The sequence below is a fragment of the Pseudomonas sp. MNR3A genome (assembly GCF_009650575.1).
Lineage (GTDB): Bacteria > Pseudomonadota > Gammaproteobacteria > Pseudomonadales > Pseudomonadaceae > Aquipseudomonas > Aquipseudomonas machongensis.
Genome location: NZ_VZZS01000009.1, coordinates 263081 through 283423 on the forward strand (window position 1 = coordinate 263081; position 20343 = coordinate 283423).

Genomic DNA, 20343 nt, shown 5'->3' on the forward strand with positions numbered 1-20343 from the left:
ACTACACCCGGTACTACGCCGAGCCTGGATCTTGCATTACACTGCCCGGCGTACATTCCTTAACCAGTTGACGAGACGACCGTGCTCAAGGCACTCAAGAAAATATTCGGCAAGGGAGACGCCGCCCCACAGGCCGTCGCGCCCGCTGCCCCCGTGATTGCACCCACGCCTCAGCCTGCACCGGCCCGGCCCCCGAAACCGCCAAGAGCGAAGTCTGCGCCGCGCAGCCAGCCCGAACCTGTGGCCAAGGCTGAAGCCGCGCCTGTCGAGCCGCCCCGGGAAAAACCCCGCCGTGAGCGCAAACCCAAGCCCCAGGCCAGCCTGTGGAAACCCGAGGACTTCGTGGTCGAGCCTCAGGAAGGCAAGACCCGCTTCCACGACTTCAAGCTCTCCAACGAGCTGATGCATGCCATCCACGACCTGGGCTTCCCCTACTGCACGCCGATCCAGGCCCAGGTCCTGGGTTACACCCTGCGTGGCCAGGATGCCATCGGCCGGGCCCAGACCGGCACCGGCAAGACGGCGGCGTTCCTGATCTCGATCATCTCGCAGCTGCAGCAGACCCCGCCGCCCAAGGAACGCTACATGGGCGAGCCGCGAGCCCTGATCATCGCCCCGACCCGCGAACTGGTGGTGCAGATCGCCAAGGACGCCGAGGCCCTGACCAAGTACAGCGGGCTGAACGTGATGAGCTTCGTCGGCGGCATGGAGTACGACAAGCAGCTCAAGGCCCTGGAAAAGCGCTACTGCGACATCCTGGTCGCCACCCCGGGCCGCCTGCTGGACTTCCAGCAACGCGGCGAAGTGCACCTGGACATGGTCGAGGTGATGGTGCTGGACGAAGCCGACCGCATGCTCGACATGGGCTTCATCCCACAGGTACGCCAGATCATCCGCCAGACCCCGCCCAAGAGCGAACGCCAGACCCTGCTGTTCTCCGCCACCTTCACCGACGACGTCATGAACCTGGCCAAGCAGTGGACTACTGATCCGGCCATCGTCGAGATCGAGCCGGAGAACGTCGCCAGCGAGACGGTCGAGCAGCACGTCTATGCCGTGGCGGGCAGCGACAAGTACAAGCTGCTGTACAACCTGGTCACGCAGAACAAGTGGGAACGGGTGATGGTCTTCGCCAATCGCAAGGACGAGGTGCGGCGCATCGAGGAGAAGCTGGTGCGCGACGGCATCAATGCCGCCCAACTGTCGGGCGATGTGCCGCAGCACAAGCGCATCCGTACCCTAGAAAACTTCCGCGAAGGGCGCATCACCGTGCTGGTGGCCACCGACGTGGCCGGGCGCGGGATCCATATCGACGGTATCAGCCACGTGATCAACTTCACCCTGCCGGAAGACCCGGACGACTACGTGCACCGCATCGGCCGTACCGGCCGTGCAGGCACCAGTGGTGTGTCGATCAGTTTTGCCGGCGAGGATGACTCCTACCAGTTGCCGGCGATCGAGGAACTGCTGGGGCGCAAGATCAAGTGCGAGATGCCGCCGGATGAATTGCTCACGCCAGTGCCGCGCAAGCATCACTGATCGGTACTGGATTCTTCACGGGCAAGTCGGGTCGCCGCACCTCCGCTCCCACAGGTAATGTGCTGGACCTGAGGGCAGCGGGTACCTGTAGGCGCCGACTTGCCCGCGAACCGGGGCAACGCCCCGGCCATCAGGCAGAGGTTCTACCAGCGCCCGGCAGCATCCTGGTCACTCTGCCTACCTTCGACCCACCTCGGACCGTCCTGAGTGTTCTCCTTCTTCCAGAACGGCGCCCGGGTCTTGAGATAGTCCATGATGAAGTTGCAGGCATCGAACGCGGCCTGCCGATGGGCACTGGCGACACCCACGAACACGATCGGCTCGCCCGGCTCCAGCGCACCGATGCGGTGCAGCACCTCGACCTTGAGCAACGGCCAGCGCTGCTCGGCCTCGACCACGATCTTGGCCAGGGCCTTCTCGGTCATGCCTGGGTAGTGCTCGAGAAACATCCCCGCCACCTCGCGACCGTCGTTGAAGTCGCGCACATAACCGACGAACCCCACCACCGCGCCCACGCCAACATTGGCAGCGTGCATGGCATTGACCTCGGCACCGGGGTCGAACGCCGCCTGCTGTACCCGTACGCCCATGCTCAACCTCCGGTCACCGGCGGGAAGAAGGCAAGCTCATCGCCGTCCTCGACCGGCTCATCGAGCCTGCACAGCTCCTCGTTACGCGCGCACATCAGGTTCTGCTCGGCCAGCACGGCGTAAACGCCGCCTCTGGCAACCAGCGCCTGGCGCACGTCGTCGAGCACCTTGAAATCCCCTTCCAGACGCTCGGCATCAACGCCAAGCAGCTCACGGTAACGGGCGAAATAGAGGGCCTTGATCTCCATCACCCCTCCACCTTGTAGTGGCCGCTCTTGCCGCCAAGCTTCTCCAGCAGGCGCACCTGCTCGATGACCATGCCCTTGTCCACGGCCTTGCACATGTCGTAGATCGTCAGCGCCGCTACGCTGGCGGCGGTCAGGGCCTCCATCTCGACACCGGTCTGCCCGGCCAGCTTGCAACGGGCAACGATATGCACCACATCTTCGCCTTCGGCAGCCAGCTCGACCTTGACGCTGGTGAGCATCAGCGGATGGCACAGCGGGATCAGGTCGCTGGTCTTCTTCGCCGCCTGGATGCCGGCGATGCGCGCCACGGCGAACACATCGCCCTTGGGGTGCTCGCCGTCGACGATCATCCGCAAGGTCTGCGGCAACATGCGCACCCGCGCCTCGGCGATCGCCTCGCGCGCAGTCACGGCTTTTTCAGTGACGTCGACCATGTTGGCACGCCCCTGGGAATCGAGATGAGTCAGCACTGCTCTGCTCCTGTGAAGGGAAAGCAGAGTGTAAACCTGTGGGTCAGCTTTGCGCAGGGGAATGTGTCGGCAGGCTCGGCCTCATCACAGGGCTTGCCCGCCCCCACAACCGTGTGGGAGCGGGCAAGCCTGCGAATGAGCCATCCGGGTCTACAGGTGCGACTCGGCGTACTCGGCCAGTACCGAACGCGGCACACCCTGCAGGGTGATGTGCACGCCATGGGGGAAGTCCTTGAAGCGCTCGGTCAGGTAGGTCAGGCCCGAGCTGGTCGCGGACAGGTAGGGGGTGTCGATCTGCGCCAGGTTGCCCAGGCAGACCACCTTGGAGCCAGAGCCTGCACGGGTGATGATGGTCTTCATCTGGTGCGGGGTGAGGTTCTGGCATTCATCGATCAGGATCAGGCTCTGCTGGAAGCTGCGGCCACGGATGTAGTTCAGCGACTTGAACTGCAGCGGCACCCGTTCGAGGATGTACTCGACACTGCCGTGGGTGCTTTCGTCATCCATGTGCAACGCCTCGAGGTTGTCGGTGATGGCGCCCAGCCAGGGCTCCATTTTTTCCGCCTCGGTGCCCGGCAGGAAGCCGATCTCCTGGTCCAGCCCCTGCACGCTGCGGGTGGCGATGATACGCCGGTAGCGCTTGCTGACCATGGTCTGCTCGATGGCTGCAGCCAATGCCAGGATGGTCTTGCCCGAGCCGGCCGCGCCAGTGAGATTGACCAGGTGGATGTCCGGATCGAGCAGGGCGAACAGCGCCAGGCTCTGATGGATGTCGCGGGGCTTGAGGCCCCAGGCTTCCTGATGCAGCAGCGGCTCCTGGTGCAGGTCGAGCAATAGCAGTTCGTTCTCGCGAATGCCCTTGATCCAGCCGACGAAGCCCTGCTCGTCGATGATGAACTCATTGACGTGCACGGCCGGCAAGTTGTCGATCAGTTGTACGCGATGCCAGGTGCGGCCCCGTTCCTGGCGGGTGTCGACCTTGCTGACCCGGTCCCAGAAGGAGCCGGTGACCGAGTGGTAGCCCTTCGAGAGCAAAGACACATCGTCGACCAGTTGGTCGGTGCTGTAGTCCTCTGCGGCGATGCCACAAGCGCGCGCCTTCAGGCGCATGTTGATGTCTTTGGTGACCAGCACCACGTCCAGGTCAGCCCGCCTGGCACGCAGCTCCAGCAGTTGGTTGATGATGATGTTGTCGTTGAGGTTTTCCGGCAGCAACCGGTTCGGTTCGTTGCGCGGGCTCATCAGGATCGACAGGAAGCCCTTCGGCCCGCTCTTGCCACGCTGGATCGGTACCCCTTGTTCGACATCGCTGGGTGATGCATCGCCCAGGGTCTGGTCGATCAGGCGAATGGCCTGGCGGCATTCGGCGGCGATGGTCTGTTTACCGGTCTTGAGCTTGTCGAGTTCCTCCAGCACCGTCATCGGTATGGCGACGTGGTGCTCCTCGAAGTTGAGCAAAGCGTTGGGATCGTGAATCAGGACGTTGGTATCGAGCACATACAGGATTGGCTGGTTGGAGGAAGGGTTGCGTCCTTGGTCATCCATACTCGGTCACCTTATGTGAAAGCAGGACGGCACAGCTTCGCTGCACCGCAGAGTGACCGCCGTTCTCCCCGTATCCGCGTCGTTACGGGCGGGGAGCGCACCTGGCAAAGGAGGGCCTGGATGACGCCACCTGTGCTGCAGGAATCGGCTGTCTGATTCCTTCATACCGCAAAAGGCGTGACGGAAAAAAGACTTTTTACGCTCCGGTGAAGTTTATTTTGCCGAATGACGAACCGCGCTTGGCGATAAGGTGACGGGGGACTACAGTCAATGTTGGACCCTGGATTTCATGCCTAGCGCAGATGCGCGTATTCCATGCAATCCTGCCACCCGATCCCGCTCTGCGCCGTGTGCTGCAACAGCCATTCCAGCGCCGGCTGTGCCTTGGGCAAGGTATCGTGGAACTGGATCACACCCTTGCGCCATAGCAGCATCAAGGTCATCACCCGCTGGGCCGACTGCTCGGCATCCAGCGCGCCGTCGTCCTGGGCGTCGATGTCCCACAGTGACACCTGCAGCCCTTGCGCCGCCATGAACGCCTCGCCGTCGGCACGGCGCTGCCCATAGGGTGGGCGGAACAGCGGCACGTACTGCTCGGGCATCAGCCCCTGCACCTGCGCCTGGCTGCGCCGCAGGGAATCCTGCCAGCCCTGCCACTGGGCGTGGGAGCGATACTCCCAGCCCTGAATCCCCACGCACTGTCCAGCGTAGAGCGCCGCGACATTGGCCCCCTGGGCCATGTCGCGGCGCTGCTGCACGCGGTTCCCCAGCACGAAGAACACTGCGCCCAGCTTTTGCCGGCGCAGGTAATCGTTGAGCAGGTCCGTGTTGCCGCCGACCGGGCCAGGGCCGCCGACGAACGTCAGCAGGAACATCCGGTCGTTGAGTTCATCGCCACTGCGCTCGCCATTCGACAGCCGCTCGATCTCGCTGCTGGTCTGTGGAAACAAGGCCGCCTTGCGCAATTGCTCGTCAAGGTAACGGACGTTGAACTGATGGCTGGGCTCGACCCATTCTTTGTAGAATTCGCCGACATCTGTAGCGAACGTAGCCGAACGCGTACGCAAATCCGCCATCGAATCCAGCGGATAGCAAAACGATGCATCCTGCTCGCAACTGAGCTGGGCCTGCTGGAAGTTTTCCCACAACCGCTGCCACATGCGCGCACGCACCGAACGGATCACCGCCAGGTTGATCTGCCGCAGCCCCAGGCGCGCCGCCAGAGCGCGCTCATCGAGCATCTCGCTTTCATGCAGCACCTGGGCGAAGGAGAGGATCTGCGCGCGCGATGCCACGTCGAACAGCACCGGGCTGTCGAGCTGCTCGGGCCAATGGCTGCGGTCGAAGCTGACGGAATTGGCTGGAGCGGCCTGCACAGCCAGGCTGAACAACCCGGCCAGCACGGCGAAGGCAATGCGCACGATCGGTTCTCCCTAAACGGATGATGCGCACTATAGCGCCTGCCCGGGCGATGGTCTGTGACTATCGTCACCATAGTTTGGCGTTGCCCTGCTGGCCCCGTAGAATCGTCGGCGACGATTTCAGGAGCCGACCCATGCTGACGGTGATTTCCCCCGCCAAGACCCTCGACTACGACACCCCACCGGTAACCCAGCGCCATACCCTGCCGCAGTACCTGGACGATTCGCAGACGTTGATCACCCAACTGCGCGAGCTATCGCCGGCGCAGATCGCCGAGCTGATGCACCTGTCCGACAAGCTTGCCGGCCTCAATGCCGCGCGTTTCGGCAGCTGGACCCCAGACTTCACCCCCGCCAACGCCAAGCAGGCGCTGCTGGCGTTCAAGGGCGACGTATACACAGGCCTGGATGCCGAAACCCTTGGCGAGGACGACTTCAGCTATGCCCAGCAACACCTGCGCATGCTCTCGGGCCTCTATGGCCTGCTGCGACCGCTGGACCTGATGCAGCCCTACCGCCTGGAAATGGGCACCAAGCTCGCGAACGCACGCGGCAAGGACCTCTACGCCTTCTGGGGCACGCGCATCAGCGAATGGCTGAACCAGGCCCTGGCCGAACAAGGCGATGACCTGCTGCTGAACCTGGCCAGCAACGAGTACTTCAGCGCCGTGAAGAAGAATGCGCTGAATGCCCGCGTGATCAACGTCGACTTCAAGGACTTGAAGAACGGCCAGTACAAGATCATCAGCTTCTACGCCAAGAAGGCGCGTGGGCTGATGAGCCGCTTCGTGATCCAGGAGCGCATCAACGATCCCGAGCAGCTCAAGCGCTTCGACGTGCAAGGCTACTACTACAGCGCCGAACAATCGAAGCCCGACCACCTGGTGTTCCTGCGCGATCATCCAGCGGACTAGCCCTGCTTCCCAGTCTTGCAGGAGCCCCCCAACCAGCGCGCTCCTGCAATCCCCGCCTCAAAAAAGCCAAATTACCGGCGCCAAAAAACAGGCAAGGCTGAGCTTATCGCCAAACGCCATAAGACCGTTCGTAGTTTTTTGACGAATTTTGAAAAAATTTTTCCGATACTGGCATATAACCATCTCATCTTGATTCCGCCCTTTATATATAGGGGCGAAACCCATCCGTGCTATCAGAATGAAAGTATTTCTCACTGAAAAAATATTTAGAAATCTTTCATCTGCCCTGAACGCACCTCGGAACTTCTCCCTTCGCAGATCGCTCATAGCACCCGTAACGAATCACGAGCGTGCAACGTGAGAGATGACTTACAGATGACAAGTGGCAGGTACTCACTACCTGCACTGATAACTTCGACTACCGCTTCGGTATAACCAAGCGGTCTGTTAAAGCAGGAGAGCCGCGCCCCTTACTAATCGTCCTAGTGGTTGATTTCAAAGGATTTATTCACTTGAAAGAACAAGCACAGCAGCGCACCCGATAACGCGTTGCAATAAAGACGGCTGCATCTCAGGGCACGCCTTTTTATAACTGGCCTTTTACTGCCAATTTTGAGCGCATCACTGTTTGCGCTCCGGATTCATTCATGCCTGCGTTCGGTGAAGTGTCAATTCGCCATGGATCCGTGCGCCCGTAAAAGCAGGTCAATCAACCCGGTCCGGTTCTTCGAAAGAGCCGGCGTGATAAACACACGAGGTGAATACGATGCGTATCAGCATCTTTGGTTTGGGTTACGTGGGTGCCGTCTGTGCAGGTTGCCTGTCGGCAAGGGGCCATGAAGTGATTGGTGTGGATGTGTCCACCACCAAGATCGACCTCATCAACCAGGGCAAGTCGCCGATCGTCGAGCCGGGTCTGGAGCAACTCCTGCAGCAAGGCATCGCCAATGGTCGCCTGCGTGGCACCACCGACTTCGCCGAGGCGATCCGCGCCAGCGACGTGTCGATGATCTGTGTCGGCACCCCGAGCAAGAAGAACGGCGACCTGGGCCTGGAATACATCGAATCGGTGTGCCGCGAGATCGGCTACGTGCTGCGCGACACCACCCGCCGCCACACCATCGTGGTACGCAGCACCGTGCTGCCAGGCACGGTGAAGAACGTGGTGATCCCGATCCTCGAAGACTGCTCCGGAAAGAAGGCCGGCGTCGATTTCGGCGTGGCGGTCAACCCCGAGTTCCTGCGTGAAAGTACCGCGATCAAGGACTACGACCAGCCTCCGATGACCGTCATCGGCGAACTGGACAGCGCCAGCGGCGACGTGCTGCAGGCGATCTACGAAGAGCTCGACGCGCCGATCATCCGCAAGCCGATCGAAGTGGCCGAGATGATCAAGTACACCTGCAACGTCTGGCACGCCACCAAGGTGACCTTCGCCAACGAGATCGGCAACATCGCCAAGGCGGTCGGCGTCGATGGTCGCGAAGTGATGGACGTGGTCTGCCAGGACAAGGCCCTGAACCTGTCGCAGTACTACATGCGCCCGGGCTTCGCCTTCGGCGGTTCGTGCCTGCCCAAGGACGTGCGCGCCCTCACCTACCGTGCTGCCAGCCTCGATGTGAAGGCGCCGCTGCTCGACTCGCTGATGCGCAGCAACGAGTCGCAGGTGCAGAACGCCTTCGACATCATCGAAAGCCACGACAAGCGCAAGATCGCCCTGCTCGGCCTGAGCTTCAAGGCCGGCACCGACGACCTGCGCGAAAGCCCGCTGGTGGAACTGGCCGAGCGCCTGATCGGCAAGGGCTACGAGCTGAACATCTACGACCAGAACGTCGAGTACGCCCGTGTCCACGGCGCCAACAAGGACTACATCGAGTCGAAGATCCCGCATGTCTCGTCGCTGCTCAACGCCGACTTCCAGCAGGTGGTCGATGGCGCCGACATCATCATCCTCGGCAACCGCGACGAGCAGTTCCGCGCCCTTGCCCAGCAGGCACCGGAAGGCAAGCAGGTGATTGATCTGGTCGGCTTCATGAGCAAGCCCACCAGCACCCTCACCCGCACCGAAGGCATCTGCTGGTAAGCCAGCCCGACGCGGGGCCGGTCGGCCCCGCATTCTCCTGATTCTCGCGACGGATGCTGAACATGCAAAGGCTCCAGACAGTGCTGTTGCAGTGCGCCGGATGGCTGCTCTACATGAGCCTGCTCATGCTGATCGCCCTGGCCCTGCCCAGCGATATCTTCGATTCGCAGTCGAAGCACTTCATCTTCCTGGTCGGCGCAGTCGGCATCTGGCGCTACTCCATGGGCGCCACCCATTTCATCCGCGGCATGATCTTCCTGTACCTGGTCTACCCCTACCTGCGCCGCAAGGTGCAGAAGCTGGGCAAGGCAGCCGAACCGTCGCATGTGTACCTGATGGTCACCAGCTTTCGCATCGATGCGCTGACCACCGCCCAGGTGTACAGCTCGGTGATCCGCGAAGCGATCGAATGCGGCTATCCGACCACCGTGGTCTGCTCGCTGGTGGAGAAGTCCGACGAGCTGCTGGTCAAGAGCCTGTGGGCCAAGTACAACCCGCCCGAACACGTCGCCCTGGACTTCGTGCGCATCGCCGGTACCGGCAAGCGCGACGGCCTGGCCTACGGTTTTCGGGCCATCTCGCGGATGCTGCCGGACGAAAACGCCGTGGTTGCGGTGATCGACGGCGACACCGTGCTGGCCGAGGGCGTAGTTCGCAAGACCGTGCCCTGGTTCAAGCTCTACCCCAATGTCGGTGGCCTGACCACCAACGAATTCTGCGAAGTGCGCGGCGGCTACATCATGAGCGAGTGGCACAAGCTGCGCTTCGCCCAGCGCCACATCAACATGTGTTCGATGGCGCTCTCCAAGCGCGTGCTGACCATGACCGGGCGCATGTCGATGTTCCGCGCAAGCGTGGTCACCAACCCCGAGTTCATCGCCGACGTCGAAAGCGACTCGCTGATGCACTGGCGCCTGGGCCGCTTCAAGTTCCTCACCGGCGACGACAAGTCGAGCTGGTTCAGCCTGATGCGCCTGGGCTACGACACCTTCTACGTGCCGGACGCGGCGATCAACACGGTCGAGCATCCGCCGGAGAAGAGCTTCGTCAAGGCCAGCCGCAAGCTGATGTACCGCTGGTATGGCAACAACCTGCGGCAGAACTCCCGCGCCCTGGGCCTGGGCCTCAAGCGCCTGGGGCTGTTCACCAGCATCGTGCTGCTCGACCAGCGTGTGTCGATGTGGACCAGCCTGCTGGGCCTGACCGTGGCGGTGATCGCCAGCTTCAAGTTCGGCCTGCAGTTCCTGCTGGTGTACCTGCTGTGGATCGGCATCACCCGCCTGATCCTCACCATCATGCTGCTGTGCTCGGGCCACAGTGTCGGCCCGGCCTATCCGCTGATCCTCTATTACAACCAGATCGTCGGCGCGCTGATGAAGATCTACGTGTTCTTCCGCCTCGACAAGCAGTCCTGGACCCGCCAGCCGACTGCCCTGAAACGTGACCTCGCCAGCTTTCAACAATGGTTCAACACCTGGTCCTCTCGGACCATGACCTTCTCGGCCGCCAGCATCTTCGTCGCTGTGCTGTTCATGGTCGTGTGAGCCCAACCCGGATCGATCCAACAGGAACAAATCGCCATGAATACCGCCGTGAACGTCAACGTCGTGCATGAGTCCGAAGCCCAGCGCCAGCACGCCCGGGTGCGCATCCCGGCCAAGCTGCGCTACCTGGACAGCGAGCGCCAGCCGCAGGATGTGAAGGTCGACGACCTCTCCGCCGGTGGTCTGTCGTTCCATGCCAAAAAAGCCCTTCCGGTCGGAGATGTCGTACGTGGTCGCCTGCAGTTCGTGGTCGACAACCTGGGGCTGTCGATGGACATCGAGTTCCTGGTGCGCTCGAGCGATCCGCAGAGCGGCCGCACCGGTGTCGAATTCCAGAACCTGGAACCGCGCGATATCGCCACCCTGCGCCACATCATCACCTCCCACCTGTCCGGCGAGCTGATCAGCGTCGGTGATGTGCTCAGTACCCTGCAGCGCGACAACTTCACCAAGGCGCGCAAGCAGAAGGACGCAGGCTCCGGCCTTTCGGCCTTCGGTCGCCTGCGTGCCGTCACCGTCACCCTGGGCGTGTTCGTGGTCGGCATCGCCGCCTTCGGTTTCGTCGCCAAATCGCTGTACGGCCTGTACTTCGTCAGCCACGCCGAGGCCGGTGTGGTCGCAGTACCGACCACCAACGTCACCATGCCCCGCGACGGCAGCATGCAGAGCCTGGTGGAAAACGGTGCGCAGGTGGTCAAGGGCGCGCCGCTGGCGACCTTCAACACCAGCATGCTCGACCTGCTCAAGGGCCATCTGGACGACTCGCAACTGGAGCCAGCCAAGGTCGAGGAACTGTTTGGCAAGCAGCTTTCCGGCACCCTCACCAGCCCTTGCGACTGCGTGGTCGCCCGCCAGCTGGTGGATGACGGCCAGTACGCCAGCAAGGGCCAGGTGGTCTACCAGTTGATCCCGCGCACCACCAACCCGATGGTCGAGGCGCGCTTCAGCTATCGCCAGTTCGACGAGGTCAAGCCCGGCACCCGGGTCAACTTCCAGATCGCCGGCGAAGACGAGGTGCGCACCGGTGTGATCGTCGGCAGCGCCAGCCTGGACAACGACAACCTGGCTTCGGACATTCGCGTGCAGATCAAGCCAGACGAGTCGCTGCCTGCAGAGCTGGCCGGCCGCCCGGCTTCGGTGAACAGCGACCGCGGTCCCTCGCTGAACTGGCTGATCGACAAGGCCGTGGCCCGCGGGCTCTGAGGGGGACAGGACGATGACGCCGAACAATTATCCCTGCGTCCCCGTGGGAGCGGGCTTGCCCGCGAAGGGGCCAGCAGGTACACCTTCATCGCAGGTCCCAGCCATTCGCGGGCAAGCCCGCTCCCACAGGGCTCTCGGGCTCTGCGTCCTGGCCATCACCCTGGCCGGCTGCGTCGGCCTGCCTGACCAGCGCCTGGCCAACGAGGCCCTGAAGCGCGGCGACACCGCCACCGCCGAGGCCAACTACAAGGCACTTGCCGACCTGGGCTACAGCGACGCACAGGTCGGCCTGGCCGACATTCAGGTTGGCACCCGCGACCCGGCCCAGCTCAAGCAGGCCGAAGCCACCTACCGCGCCGCAGCCGCTACCTCACCACGTGCCCAGGCACGCCTGGGCCGCCTGCTGGTGGCCAAGCCCGACAGCACCCAGGCCGAACGCGAAGAGGCCGAAACCCTGCTCAAGCTCGCGGCCAGGCAAGGTGAGGGCAACACCCTGATCCCGCTGGCGATGCTCTACCTGCAATACCCGCAGAGCTTCCCGAACATCAACGCCCAGCAGCAGATCGACCAGTGGCGCGCCGCCGGCAACCCCGAGGCGGGCCTGGCCCAGGTGCTGCTGTACCGCACCCAAGGCACCTACGACCAGCACCTGGCCGAGGTGGAGCAGATCTGCAAGGCCGCGCTGAGCAGCACCGACATCTGCTACGTGGAGTTGGCCACCGTCTACCAGAAACGCGCCCAACCCGACCAGCAGGCCGCCCTGCTCGACCAGCTCAAGGCCGCCTATGCCCGCAATGCGGTGCCTGCCACACGGGTCGACAGCGTCGCCCGCGTGCTCGCCGACCGGAGCCTCGGCCAGACCGACGAGAAGACCGCCAAGGACCTGCTCGAACACGTCGCCCCGGCCAACCCGGCATCCTGGGTCAGCCTTGCGCAACTGCTCTACGACTTCCCTGAACTGGGCGACACCGACCAGCTGATGGCCTACATCGACAAGGGCCGCGAAGCCGAGCAGCCCCGCGCCGAACTGCTGCTGGGCCGCCTCTACTACGAAGGCAAGACCGTCCCGGCCGATGCCGTGAAGGCCGAGCAACACCTGCAGGCCGCCGCCGACGCCGGCGAAATCAGCGCCCACTATTACCTCGGCCAGCTCTACCGCCGCGGCTACCTGGGCCATGTCGAGCCGCAGAAAGCGGTGGACCACCTGCTCAGTGCCGCCCGTGGCGGCCAGCTCAGTGCCGACTACGCCCTGGCCCAGCTCTACAGCGAAGGCCACGGCATCCGCCAGAACACCGGCAACGCCTGGGTATTCGCCCAGCTTGCCCAGGCCAACCCGACGCCGCAGTCCAGCGAACTGCTGCAGCAACTCGACCAGCAACTCACGCCCGACCAGCGCAGCCAGGCCCAGCGCCTGCTGGAGCAGGAGAAGAAGGCGCGTGCCGGGATGCTCCAGGCCAGCAACAGCCCGCTGGCCCTGGACGCCCTGCAAGACGAGAAAGACGTAGACGCCGAGGACTCGCTATGACGCTCAATCCCTTCGTGAAAGCCGGCATCGGCCTGAGCTTCGCCCTGCTGTGGTCGCTGCCGACCCTGGCCGCGGAAACCGCAGTGAAGAACTTCGGCCTGGACGTGAAGATCACCGGCCAGTCCGAGGACGACCGCGACCTGGGCACCCGCTCCGGCGGCGACGTCAACGGCCTGGGCCTGGACCTGCGTCCCTGGGTGTATGGCGAGCGCGGCAACTGGAGCGCCTTCGCCATGGGCCAGGCGGTGACTGCCACCGACATCATCGAGACCGACACCCTGCGCCAGAACGACGACGGCACCGCCGTCGACACCGGCGACGACAGCCGCAAGCCGGACAAGAGCTACCTGGCCCTGCGCGAATTCTGGATCGGCTACAGCGGTTTCACGCCCTACCCCGGCGAGCAACTGCGCTTCGGCCGCCAGCGCCTGCGCAGCGACGACGGCATGTGGCGCGACACCAACATCGAGGCGCTGAACTGGAGCTTCGACACCACCCTGCTCAAGGCCGACCTCGGTGTCGCCCAACGCTTCAGCGAATACCGCACCGACCTCACCGAGCTGGCCCCAGAAGACAAGGACCGCACGCACATCTACGGCAACATCGCCACGCAGTGGACACCCGGCCACTGGGTCGGCCTGCGCGCCCACCATACCCATGACAGCGGCAGCCTGAAGAACCCCGGCGAGACCGTCGATGCCCTCGACAAGACCCGCACCGGCGACCTCACCTGGCTGGGCCTTGAGGCCAACAGCGACGCCTACAACTGGCGCAACGACCACACCGTCAACTACTGGGGCAGCGTCACCTGGCTGACCGGCAATCGCGACAGCCTCAGCAGCCAGCTGGTCGGCGAAGACCAGGTCGCCACCGGCAAACAGAGCGGCGACGTCAATGCTTGGGCCACCGACCTCGGTATCCGTCTGCGCCTCGACCCGCAGTGGCAGGTCGGCGCGGCCTACGCCCGTGGCAGCGGTGGTGGCGGCAGCGATGGCTCGAACAACTTCGAGCAGACCGGCCTTGAGAGCAACCGCTCCAACTTCACCGGCACCCGCTCGCGCGTGCACCGCTTCGGCGAGGCCTTCCGCGGCGAGCTGGGCAACCTGCAGGCCGCGACCCTGTTCGCCTCCTGGCAACTGCGCGACGACTACGACGCAAGCTTCATCTACCACAAGTTCTGGCGCGTCGATGGCAACCAGAACATCGGCTCCAGCGGCATCAACGCGGTGGTCAACGACGATGGCATCAACCGTCCGCTGATCAACGGCGAGAAGGACCTGGGCCAGGAGATGGACGTGGTGGTCACCAAGTACTTCAAGCAGGGCCTGCTGCCCGCCTCGCTGAGCCAGTCGATCGACGAGCCGTCGGCCCTGGTACGCCTGCGCGCCGGTGTGTTCAAGCCCGGCGATGCCTATGGCAAGGAAGCGGACTCGTACATGCACCGCGCCTTCGTCGACGTGATCTGGCGCTTCTGAGGCCGGGAGAGGACCGTTATGAACCTGCACCCGAACCTCCGCCACAGCCTGCTCGCCAGCGCCCTGCTGCTGGCCAGCGGCATGGCCGCCGCGGCCCAGCCGGCGGTGATCGCCAAGGAGCTGCAACAGGCCAAGACCTACACCGTCGCCAGCGCGCCGATCGAGCCGCTGCAGATGGATCCGCCCAAGCTGCCCGACCTCTCCGGCTACACCGCGCAGGCCGTGCAACAGAAGATAGACCGCCGCCACAAGGGCAAGGTCAGCGTGCGCCGCATGCTCCAGGAAGAGTCGCTCAAGGAATTCATCGGCGGCGACAACAAGGCCGCCGAGTGGGTCCAGCGCCAGCACGGCATCCCCCAGGCGATCTTCGTCGATGACGGGCATGTCGACCTGGTCGAACTGAGCAAGAAGGTGCCCGCCCAGTACCTGCGCGAAACCGCGCCGGGCGTGTATCTGGCGCGCCTGCCGATCGTGGTCGGGCGCAAGGGCGTGCTGGAGATCGACGGCAAGGTCAAGGAGCTGCGCCTGTCCCAGGAGGGCGGCTCGTTCATCGTCAATGACGGCAAGCTGTTCGTCAGCGATACCCAGGTCACCGGCTGGCGCGAGCAGGCCAACGGCCCGGCGACTTTCCGCTCGCCCAAGGAATTCCGCCCGTTCCTGCTCAGCTGGGGCGGCACCGAGACGTACATCGTCAACAGCAAGATGGCCAGCTTCGGCTATGCCAAGTCCAAGTCGTATGGCGTGAGCATCTCGCAGTACACCCCGAACATGGCCAAGCAGATGGGCCGCCCTGAACCGACCGGCTGGATCATCGGCTCGGAGTTCAGCGACATGTGGTACGGCTTCTACTGCTACGAGACCAGCGACTTCGTGGTCAAGGACTCGACCTACCGCGACAACATCGTCTACGGCATCGACCCGCACGACCGCTCGCACCGCCTGATCATTGCCGGCAATACCGTGTACGGCACCAAGAAGAAGCACGGGATCATCGTCTCGCGTGAGGTCAACGACAGCTGGATCATCAACAACAAGAGCTACGACAACAAGCTCTCGGGCGTGGTGATCGACCGTAACAGCGTCAACAACCTGATCGCCTACAACGAGATCTACCGCAACCACACCGACGGCATCACCCTCTACGAGAGCGGCGACAACCTGATCTGGGGCAACAAGCTGATCAACAACCGTCGCCACGGCATCCGCGTACGCAACAGCGTGAACATCCGCCTGTACGAAAACATCGCCATGGCCAACGGCCTGGTCGGGGTGTACGGGCATATCAAGGACCTCTCCGACACCGACCGCGACATCGCCCTCGACCCGTTCGACACCAAGGTGTCGCTGATCGTGGTTGGCGGCGAGCTGGCGGCCAACGGTTCCGGGCCCTTGTCGATCGACTCGCCGCTGTCGGTGGAGCTGTACAAGGTGTCCATGCTCGCGCCGCGCAAATCCAGCGGCATCAGCCTCAACGGCGTGCTCGGCGAGCGCCAGGACGAAATCCTCGACCTGCTGGTGCGCCAGCAGAAGGCCGTGCTGATCGACCCGGTCGAACGCCAGACCGAAATGATCGATTAAGGAAGCCCAGACCATGACCCCACACCTGATGAAACTGCTCGGCCTGTCCGCCGCCCTCCTGGCCATCAGCCAGGGCGTGCGCGCCGACGACGTGCAGCCACCGAGCTTCAGCGCCGAGCCGTGCTGCCAGCTGTGCCCCGAGGCCCACGACGCCAGCCGCTACACCACCCGCTACCAGCAGAACTTCACCACCCTGGTACAGGCCCAGGGCGACTGGCTGTTCCGTACCCGCGAAGACCTGCGCACCGAATTCGACACCACGCCCGGCGGCTACAAGCGTCTGCAGCAGGTGCACGATGCGTTCAAGAAACGCGGCGTGGAGCTGGTGGTGGTCTACCAGCCGACCCGTGGCCTGGTAAACCGCAACATGCTCAAGCCCGAAGAGAAGGCTGCCTTCGACTACCAGAAAGCCCTGCACAACTACCAGGCGATGCTGCAGCGCTTCGCCCGGATGGGCTACAACGTGCCCGACCTCTCGCCCCTGACCAACGAGCAGCTCGCCGCCGCCGACCAGGGCAAGGACTTCTACTTCCGCGGCGACCAGCACTGGACGCCCTACGGCGCCGAGCGCGCAGCGAAGATCGTGGCCGACACCGTGCACAAAATGCCGGCTTTCGAGGGTATTCCACGCAAGGAATTCGAAACCCAGAAATCCGGACGCATGGGCAAGACCGGCACCCTGCACAACGTCGCCGGACAACTGTGCGGCACCAGCTACGCGGTGCAGTACATGGACCAGTTCGCCACCGAACCCAAGGGGGGCGCCAGCGGCGGCGACGACCTGTTCGGCGATTCAGGCAACGCGCAGATCACCCTGGTCGGCACCAGCCACAGTGGCAAGAACTACAACTTCTCGGGCTTTCTGGAACAGTACATCGGCGCCGACGTACTCAACGTCGCCTTCCCCGGCGGCGGCCTGGAAGGCTCGATGATCCAGTACCTGGGCAGCGAGGAGTTCCACAAGAACCCGCCGAAGATCCTGATCTGGGAATTCTCGCCGCTGTACCGCCTGGACCAGGAAACCATCTGGCGGCAGATCCTCGGCCTGCTCGACGATGGCTGCGACGGCCGCCCGGCGCAAATGAGCGCCAGCACCACACTCAAGCCGGGCAAGAACGAGCTGATGGTCAACGGCAAGGGTGGCGTGATCAAGGACCTGGTCAACCGCAATCACCAACTCGACATCCGTTTCGAGGACACCTCGGTCAAGGTGCTGCAGGCCACCCTCTGGTACCTGAACGGGCGCCACGAGGACATCAAGATCGAAAAACCCGAGACCTCCGACACCGACGGACGCTTCGTCTTCCAGATGCGCGAGGACGAAGACTGGGCCAGCCAGAACCTGCTGGCCCTGGAAGTCCAGGGCCCGGAAAACGGCACCCAGAAAGTCGAGGCCAAGCTCTGCAAACGCAACAACTTCGCCGGCAGCGCGCGCAACACCGCGCAAGCCGGCCAGTGAGGCGAACATGACGACATTGAAGCGAACCTTCAGCCCCGCCCTGCTCGCGCTGGCCCTGTTCGGCGGTGCCGCGCAGGCTGCGCTGGTGCCCCCGCAGGGTTACTACGAGGGCATCGAGAAACTCAAGACCAGCGACGGCAACTTCACCTGCGAAGCCGCGCCCAAGCCCTACACCGGCGCGCTGCAGTTTCGCAGCAAGTACGAGGGCTCGGACAAGGCTCGGGCAACGCTCAACGTCGCCTCTGAAAAAGCCTTCCGCGACTCCACCGCCGACATCACCACCCTGGAGAAGGGCGTCAGCAAGATGGTCGGCCAGTACATGCGCGACGGTCGCCCGGCCCAGCTCGATTGCGTGCTGACCTGGCTCGGCACCTGGGCGCGCGCCGATGCGCTGGAGTCCACCGATTTCAACCACACCGGCAAGTCCATGCGCAAATGGGCGCTGGGCAGCATGAGCGGCTCGTGGCTGCGCTTGAAGTTCTCCAAGTCCCAGCCACTGGCCGCGCACCAGGCCGAAGCCGAGCTGATCGAGAAGTGGCTCGCCAAGCTGGCGACACAGACCGTGCGCGACTGGAGCGACCTGCCGCTGGAGAAGATCAACAACCATAGCTACTGGGCGGCCTGGTCGGTGATGGCCACGGCAGTGGCCACGGATCGGCGCGACTTGTTCGACTGGGCAGTGAAGGAGTTCAAGGTCGGCGCCAACCAGATCGACGACCAAGGCTTCCTGCCCAACGAGATCAAACGTCGCCAGCGCGCGCTGGCCTACCACAACTACGCCCTGCCGCCGCTGGCGATGATCGCCAGCTTCGCCCAGGTCAATGGCGTGGACCTGCGCAAGGAAAACAACTTCGCCCTGCAGCGTCTGGGCGAAGGCGTGCTGGCCGGTGCCCGCGATCCGGTGCACTTCGCCGAGCGCGCCGGGGTCAAGCAGGACCTCAAGGACCTCAAGGTCGACAGCAAGTACGCCTGGCTCGAACCCTGGTGCGCGCTGTACCAGTGCGTCGGCGACACCCTCAAGCGCAAGCACGACATGCAGCCGTTCAACAGCTTCCGCATGGGCGGCGACATGACCCGGGTCTACGACCCGAGCGCGGAACAGAAGAAATAGTAGATCCCTGTGGGAGCGGGTTTACCCGCGAACAAGGGCGAAGCCCTTGCCAGGCACCGCGGTGTCTGCTTCGCGGGTAAACCCGCTCCCACAGGAACTAGGTTGCTCCCCAGCTACGCGTGGGGGGTTTGGGGGGCGCTGTGCCCCGGATGCTGTGAACAAAAAGGAGAACCGGGATGGTCTTCTCGTCCAACGTGTTCCTGTTCCTGTTCTTGCCGGTTTTCCTCGGCTTGTACTACCTGAGCGGGAACCGCTATCGCAACCTGCTGTTGCTGGTGGCCAGCTACATCTTCTACGCCTGGTGGCGGGTAGACTTCCTGGCGCTGTTCGCAGGCGTCACCCTGTGGAATTACTGGATCGGTCTGAAAGTCGGCGCTGCCGGCGTGCGCACCAAGCCGGCCCAGCGCTGGCTGCTGCTGGGCGTGGGCGTGGACCTGGCGATCCTCGGCTACTTCAAGTACGCCAACTTCGGCGTCGACAGCCTCAACGCGATCATCAGCTCGTTCGGCCTTGAGCCGTTCATCCTCACCCACGTGCTGCTGCCGATCGGTATCTCGTTCTACATCTTCGAGTCGATCAGCTACATCATCGACGTGTACCGCGGCGACACCCCGGCAACGCGCAACCTGATCGACTTCGCCGCATTCGTGGCGATCTTCCCGCACTTGATCGCCGGCCCCGTGCTGCGCTTCAAGGACCTGGTCGATCAGTTCAACAACCGCACCCACACCCTGGACAAGTTCTCCGAAGGCTGCACGCGCTTCATGCAGGGCTTCATCAAGAAAGTGTTCATCGCCGACACCCTGGCGGTGGTCGCCGACCACTGCTTCGCCCTGCAGAACCCCACCACCGGCGATGCCTGGCTGGGCGCGCTGGCCTACACCGCGCAGCTGTACTTCGACTTCTCCGGCTACAGCGACATGGCCATCGGCCTGGGCCTGATGATGGGCTTTCGCTTCATGGAGAACTTCAAGCAGCCCTACATCAGCCAGTCGATCACCGAGTTCTGGCGGCGCTGGCACATCAGCCTGTCGACCTGGCTGCGCGACTACCTGTACATCACCCTGGGCGGCAACCGCGGCGGCACCTTCGCCACCTACCGCAACCTGTTCCTGACCATGCTGCTGGGCGGCCTGTGGCACGGCGCCAACTTCACCTACATCATCTGGGGCGCCTGGCACGGCATGTGGCTGGCGATCGAACGCGCGCTGGGCATCGACACCAACCCGCAGCGCTTCAACCCGATCAAATGGGCCTTCACCTTCCTGCTGGTGGTCGTCGGCTGGGTGATCTTCCGCGCCGAAAACCTCGAAGTGGCCGGCCGCATGTACGGCGCCATGTTCAGCTTCGGCCAGTGGCAGCTGTCGGAACTCAACCGCGCCCAACTCACCGGCCTGCAGGTGGCCACGCTGATCGTCGCCTACCTGACCCTGGCGTTCTTCGGCCTGCGCGACTTCTACCGCAACGCAACGCCACCGGCCGCCCCGCGCATTCCGGCGCAAGTACATGGCGACGGCACGCTCAGCCTGGACTGGACCCGGGTCATGACCCGCGCCCTGGTGCTGCTGCTGTTCGTGGCCTCGATCCTCAAGCTTTCGGCGCAGAGCTACTCGCCGTTCCTGTACTTCCAGTTCTGAG

16 protein-coding genes are annotated in these 20343 nt (G+C 63.6%); 11 read left to right on the forward strand and 5 right to left on the reverse strand.

The window, feature by feature from the left end; all coding sequences use genetic code 11:
* Positions 1 to 81 precede the first annotated feature (81 nt).
* Complete coding sequence (gene rhlB / locus F6X62_RS08370; protein ID WP_125931478.1) at positions 82 to 1539, forward strand: ATP-dependent RNA helicase RhlB; 1458 nt, start codon at positions 82 to 84, stop codon at positions 1537 to 1539.
* A gap of 143 nt (positions 1540 to 1682) precedes the next feature.
* On the opposite strand, the gene moaE is transcribed toward rhlB, so the two are convergent.
* The 5 genes from moaE to F6X62_RS08395 all read right to left on the reverse strand — a co-directional run bounded on the left by moaE (position 1683) and on the right by F6X62_RS08395 (position 5813).
* Positions 1683 to 2129, reverse strand: a complete 447-nt coding sequence (gene moaE / locus F6X62_RS08375) for a molybdopterin synthase catalytic subunit MoaE (protein ID WP_153773204.1) — start codon at positions 2127 to 2129, stop codon at positions 1683 to 1685.
* A 2-nt stretch (positions 2130 to 2131) separates the two neighbouring features.
* Complete coding sequence (locus F6X62_RS08380; RefSeq protein ID WP_153773205.1) at positions 2132 to 2377, reverse strand: MoaD/ThiS family protein; 246 nt, start codon at positions 2375 to 2377, stop codon at positions 2132 to 2134.
* On the reverse strand, positions 2377 to 2847 hold the full coding sequence (gene moaC, locus F6X62_RS08385) for a cyclic pyranopterin monophosphate synthase MoaC (protein WP_054894923.1): 471 nt from the start codon (positions 2845 to 2847) through the stop codon (positions 2377 to 2379). The genes F6X62_RS08380 and moaC overlap by 1 nt, the downstream gene beginning before the upstream one ends.
* Before the next feature lie 150 nt (positions 2848 to 2997).
* Positions 2998 to 4392 carry a PhoH family protein gene (locus F6X62_RS08390; RefSeq protein WP_153773206.1) on the reverse strand — a complete coding sequence of 465 codons (1395 nt, stop codon included), beginning with the start codon at positions 4390 to 4392 and terminating at the stop codon, positions 2998 to 3000.
* 293 nt (positions 4393 to 4685) lie between these two features.
* Positions 4686 to 5813, reverse strand: coding sequence for a polysaccharide deacetylase family protein (locus F6X62_RS08395; RefSeq protein WP_153773207.1), 1128 nt, complete (start codon positions 5811 to 5813; stop codon positions 4686 to 4688).
* 134 nt (positions 5814 to 5947) lie between these two features.
* On the opposite strand from F6X62_RS08395, the gene yaaA reads away from it, so the two are divergent.
* The 10 genes from yaaA (at position 5948) to F6X62_RS08445 (ending at position 20342) form a co-directional block, all read left to right on the forward strand.
* The gene (yaaA, locus tag F6X62_RS08400; protein ID WP_063546032.1) at positions 5948 to 6727 is read left to right on the forward strand and encodes a peroxide stress protein YaaA; all 780 of its coding nucleotides are present in this window, start codon (positions 5948 to 5950) and stop codon (positions 6725 to 6727) included.
* Positions 6728 to 7493: 766 nt separating this feature from the next.
* Positions 7494 to 8810 (forward strand): nucleotide sugar dehydrogenase, encoded by a 1317-nt coding sequence (locus tag F6X62_RS08405; RefSeq protein WP_065864153.1) that lies wholly within the window; start codon positions 7494 to 7496, stop codon positions 8808 to 8810.
* A 62-nt stretch (positions 8811 to 8872) separates the two neighbouring features.
* On the forward strand, positions 8873 to 10354 hold the full coding sequence (locus F6X62_RS08410; RefSeq protein ID WP_172964813.1) for a glycosyltransferase family 2 protein: 1482 nt from the start codon (positions 8873 to 8875) through the stop codon (positions 10352 to 10354).
* A 36-nt stretch (positions 10355 to 10390) separates the two neighbouring features.
* Positions 10391 to 11557, forward strand: coding sequence for an alginate biosynthesis protein Alg44 (locus F6X62_RS08415; protein WP_054894917.1), 1167 nt, complete (start codon positions 10391 to 10393; stop codon positions 11555 to 11557).
* A 13-nt stretch (positions 11558 to 11570) separates the two neighbouring features.
* The gene (gene algK / locus F6X62_RS08420) at positions 11571 to 13082 is read left to right on the forward strand and encodes an alginate biosynthesis TPR repeat lipoprotein AlgK (protein ID WP_256674014.1); all 1512 of its coding nucleotides are present in this window, start codon (positions 11571 to 11573) and stop codon (positions 13080 to 13082) included.
* Entirely contained in the window at positions 13079 to 14557 is a 1479-nt protein-coding gene (locus tag F6X62_RS08425; protein ID WP_153773208.1) for an alginate export family protein, read from the forward strand. Before algK ends, F6X62_RS08425 begins: the two co-directional genes overlap by 4 nt.
* A gap of 18 nt (positions 14558 to 14575) precedes the next feature.
* Complete coding sequence (algG, locus tag F6X62_RS08430) at positions 14576 to 16135, forward strand: mannuronan 5-epimerase AlgG (protein WP_054894914.1); 1560 nt, start codon at positions 14576 to 14578, stop codon at positions 16133 to 16135.
* Positions 16136 to 16148: 13 nt separating this feature from the next.
* The gene (locus tag F6X62_RS08435; RefSeq protein WP_065864150.1) at positions 16149 to 17594 is read left to right on the forward strand and encodes an alginate O-acetyltransferase; all 1446 of its coding nucleotides are present in this window, start codon (positions 16149 to 16151) and stop codon (positions 17592 to 17594) included.
* 7 nt (positions 17595 to 17601) lie between these two features.
* Positions 17602 to 18705: a mannuronate-specific alginate lyase gene (locus F6X62_RS08440; protein WP_153773209.1), complete on the forward strand. Its 1104-nt coding sequence runs from the start codon at positions 17602 to 17604 to the stop codon at positions 18703 to 18705.
* A 176-nt stretch (positions 18706 to 18881) separates the two neighbouring features.
* Positions 18882 to 20342 (forward strand): MBOAT family protein, encoded by a 1461-nt coding sequence (locus F6X62_RS08445; RefSeq protein WP_063546038.1) that lies wholly within the window; start codon positions 18882 to 18884, stop codon positions 20340 to 20342.
* The last annotated feature ends 1 nt before the right edge of the window (position 20343 follow it).

Excerpts from the sequence above, each read along its gene's own strand:
- moaE (WP_153773204.1), bottom strand. The coding sequence starts at position 2,129 with ATGGGCGTACGGGTACAGCAGGCGGCGTTCGACCCCGGTGCCGAGGTC.
- F6X62_RS08380 (WP_153773205.1), bottom strand. The coding sequence starts at position 2,377 with ATGGAGATCAAGGCCCTCTATTTCGCCCGTTACCGTGAGCTGCTTGGC.
- F6X62_RS08390 (WP_153773206.1), bottom strand. The coding sequence starts at position 4,392 with ATGGATGACCAAGGACGCAACCCTTCCTCCAACCAGCCAATCCTGTAT.
- yaaA (WP_063546032.1), top strand. The coding sequence starts at position 5,948 with ATGCTGACGGTGATTTCCCCCGCCAAGACCCTCGACTACGACACCCCA.
- F6X62_RS08405 (WP_065864153.1), top strand. The coding sequence starts at position 7,494 with ATGCGTATCAGCATCTTTGGTTTGGGTTACGTGGGTGCCGTCTGTGCA.
- F6X62_RS08410 (WP_172964813.1), top strand. The coding sequence starts at position 8,873 with ATGCAAAGGCTCCAGACAGTGCTGTTGCAGTGCGCCGGATGGCTGCTC.
- F6X62_RS08415 (WP_054894917.1), top strand. The coding sequence starts at position 10,391 with ATGAATACCGCCGTGAACGTCAACGTCGTGCATGAGTCCGAAGCCCAG.
- algK (WP_256674014.1), top strand. The coding sequence starts at position 11,571 with ATGACGCCGAACAATTATCCCTGCGTCCCCGTGGGAGCGGGCTTGCCC.
- F6X62_RS08425 (WP_153773208.1), top strand. The coding sequence starts at position 13,079 with ATGACGCTCAATCCCTTCGTGAAAGCCGGCATCGGCCTGAGCTTCGCC.
- algG (WP_054894914.1), top strand. The coding sequence starts at position 14,576 with ATGAACCTGCACCCGAACCTCCGCCACAGCCTGCTCGCCAGCGCCCTG.
- F6X62_RS08435 (WP_065864150.1), top strand. The coding sequence starts at position 16,149 with ATGACCCCACACCTGATGAAACTGCTCGGCCTGTCCGCCGCCCTCCTG.
- F6X62_RS08440 (WP_153773209.1), top strand. The coding sequence starts at position 17,602 with ATGACGACATTGAAGCGAACCTTCAGCCCCGCCCTGCTCGCGCTGGCC.
- F6X62_RS08445 (WP_063546038.1), top strand. The coding sequence starts at position 18,882 with ATGGTCTTCTCGTCCAACGTGTTCCTGTTCCTGTTCTTGCCGGTTTTC.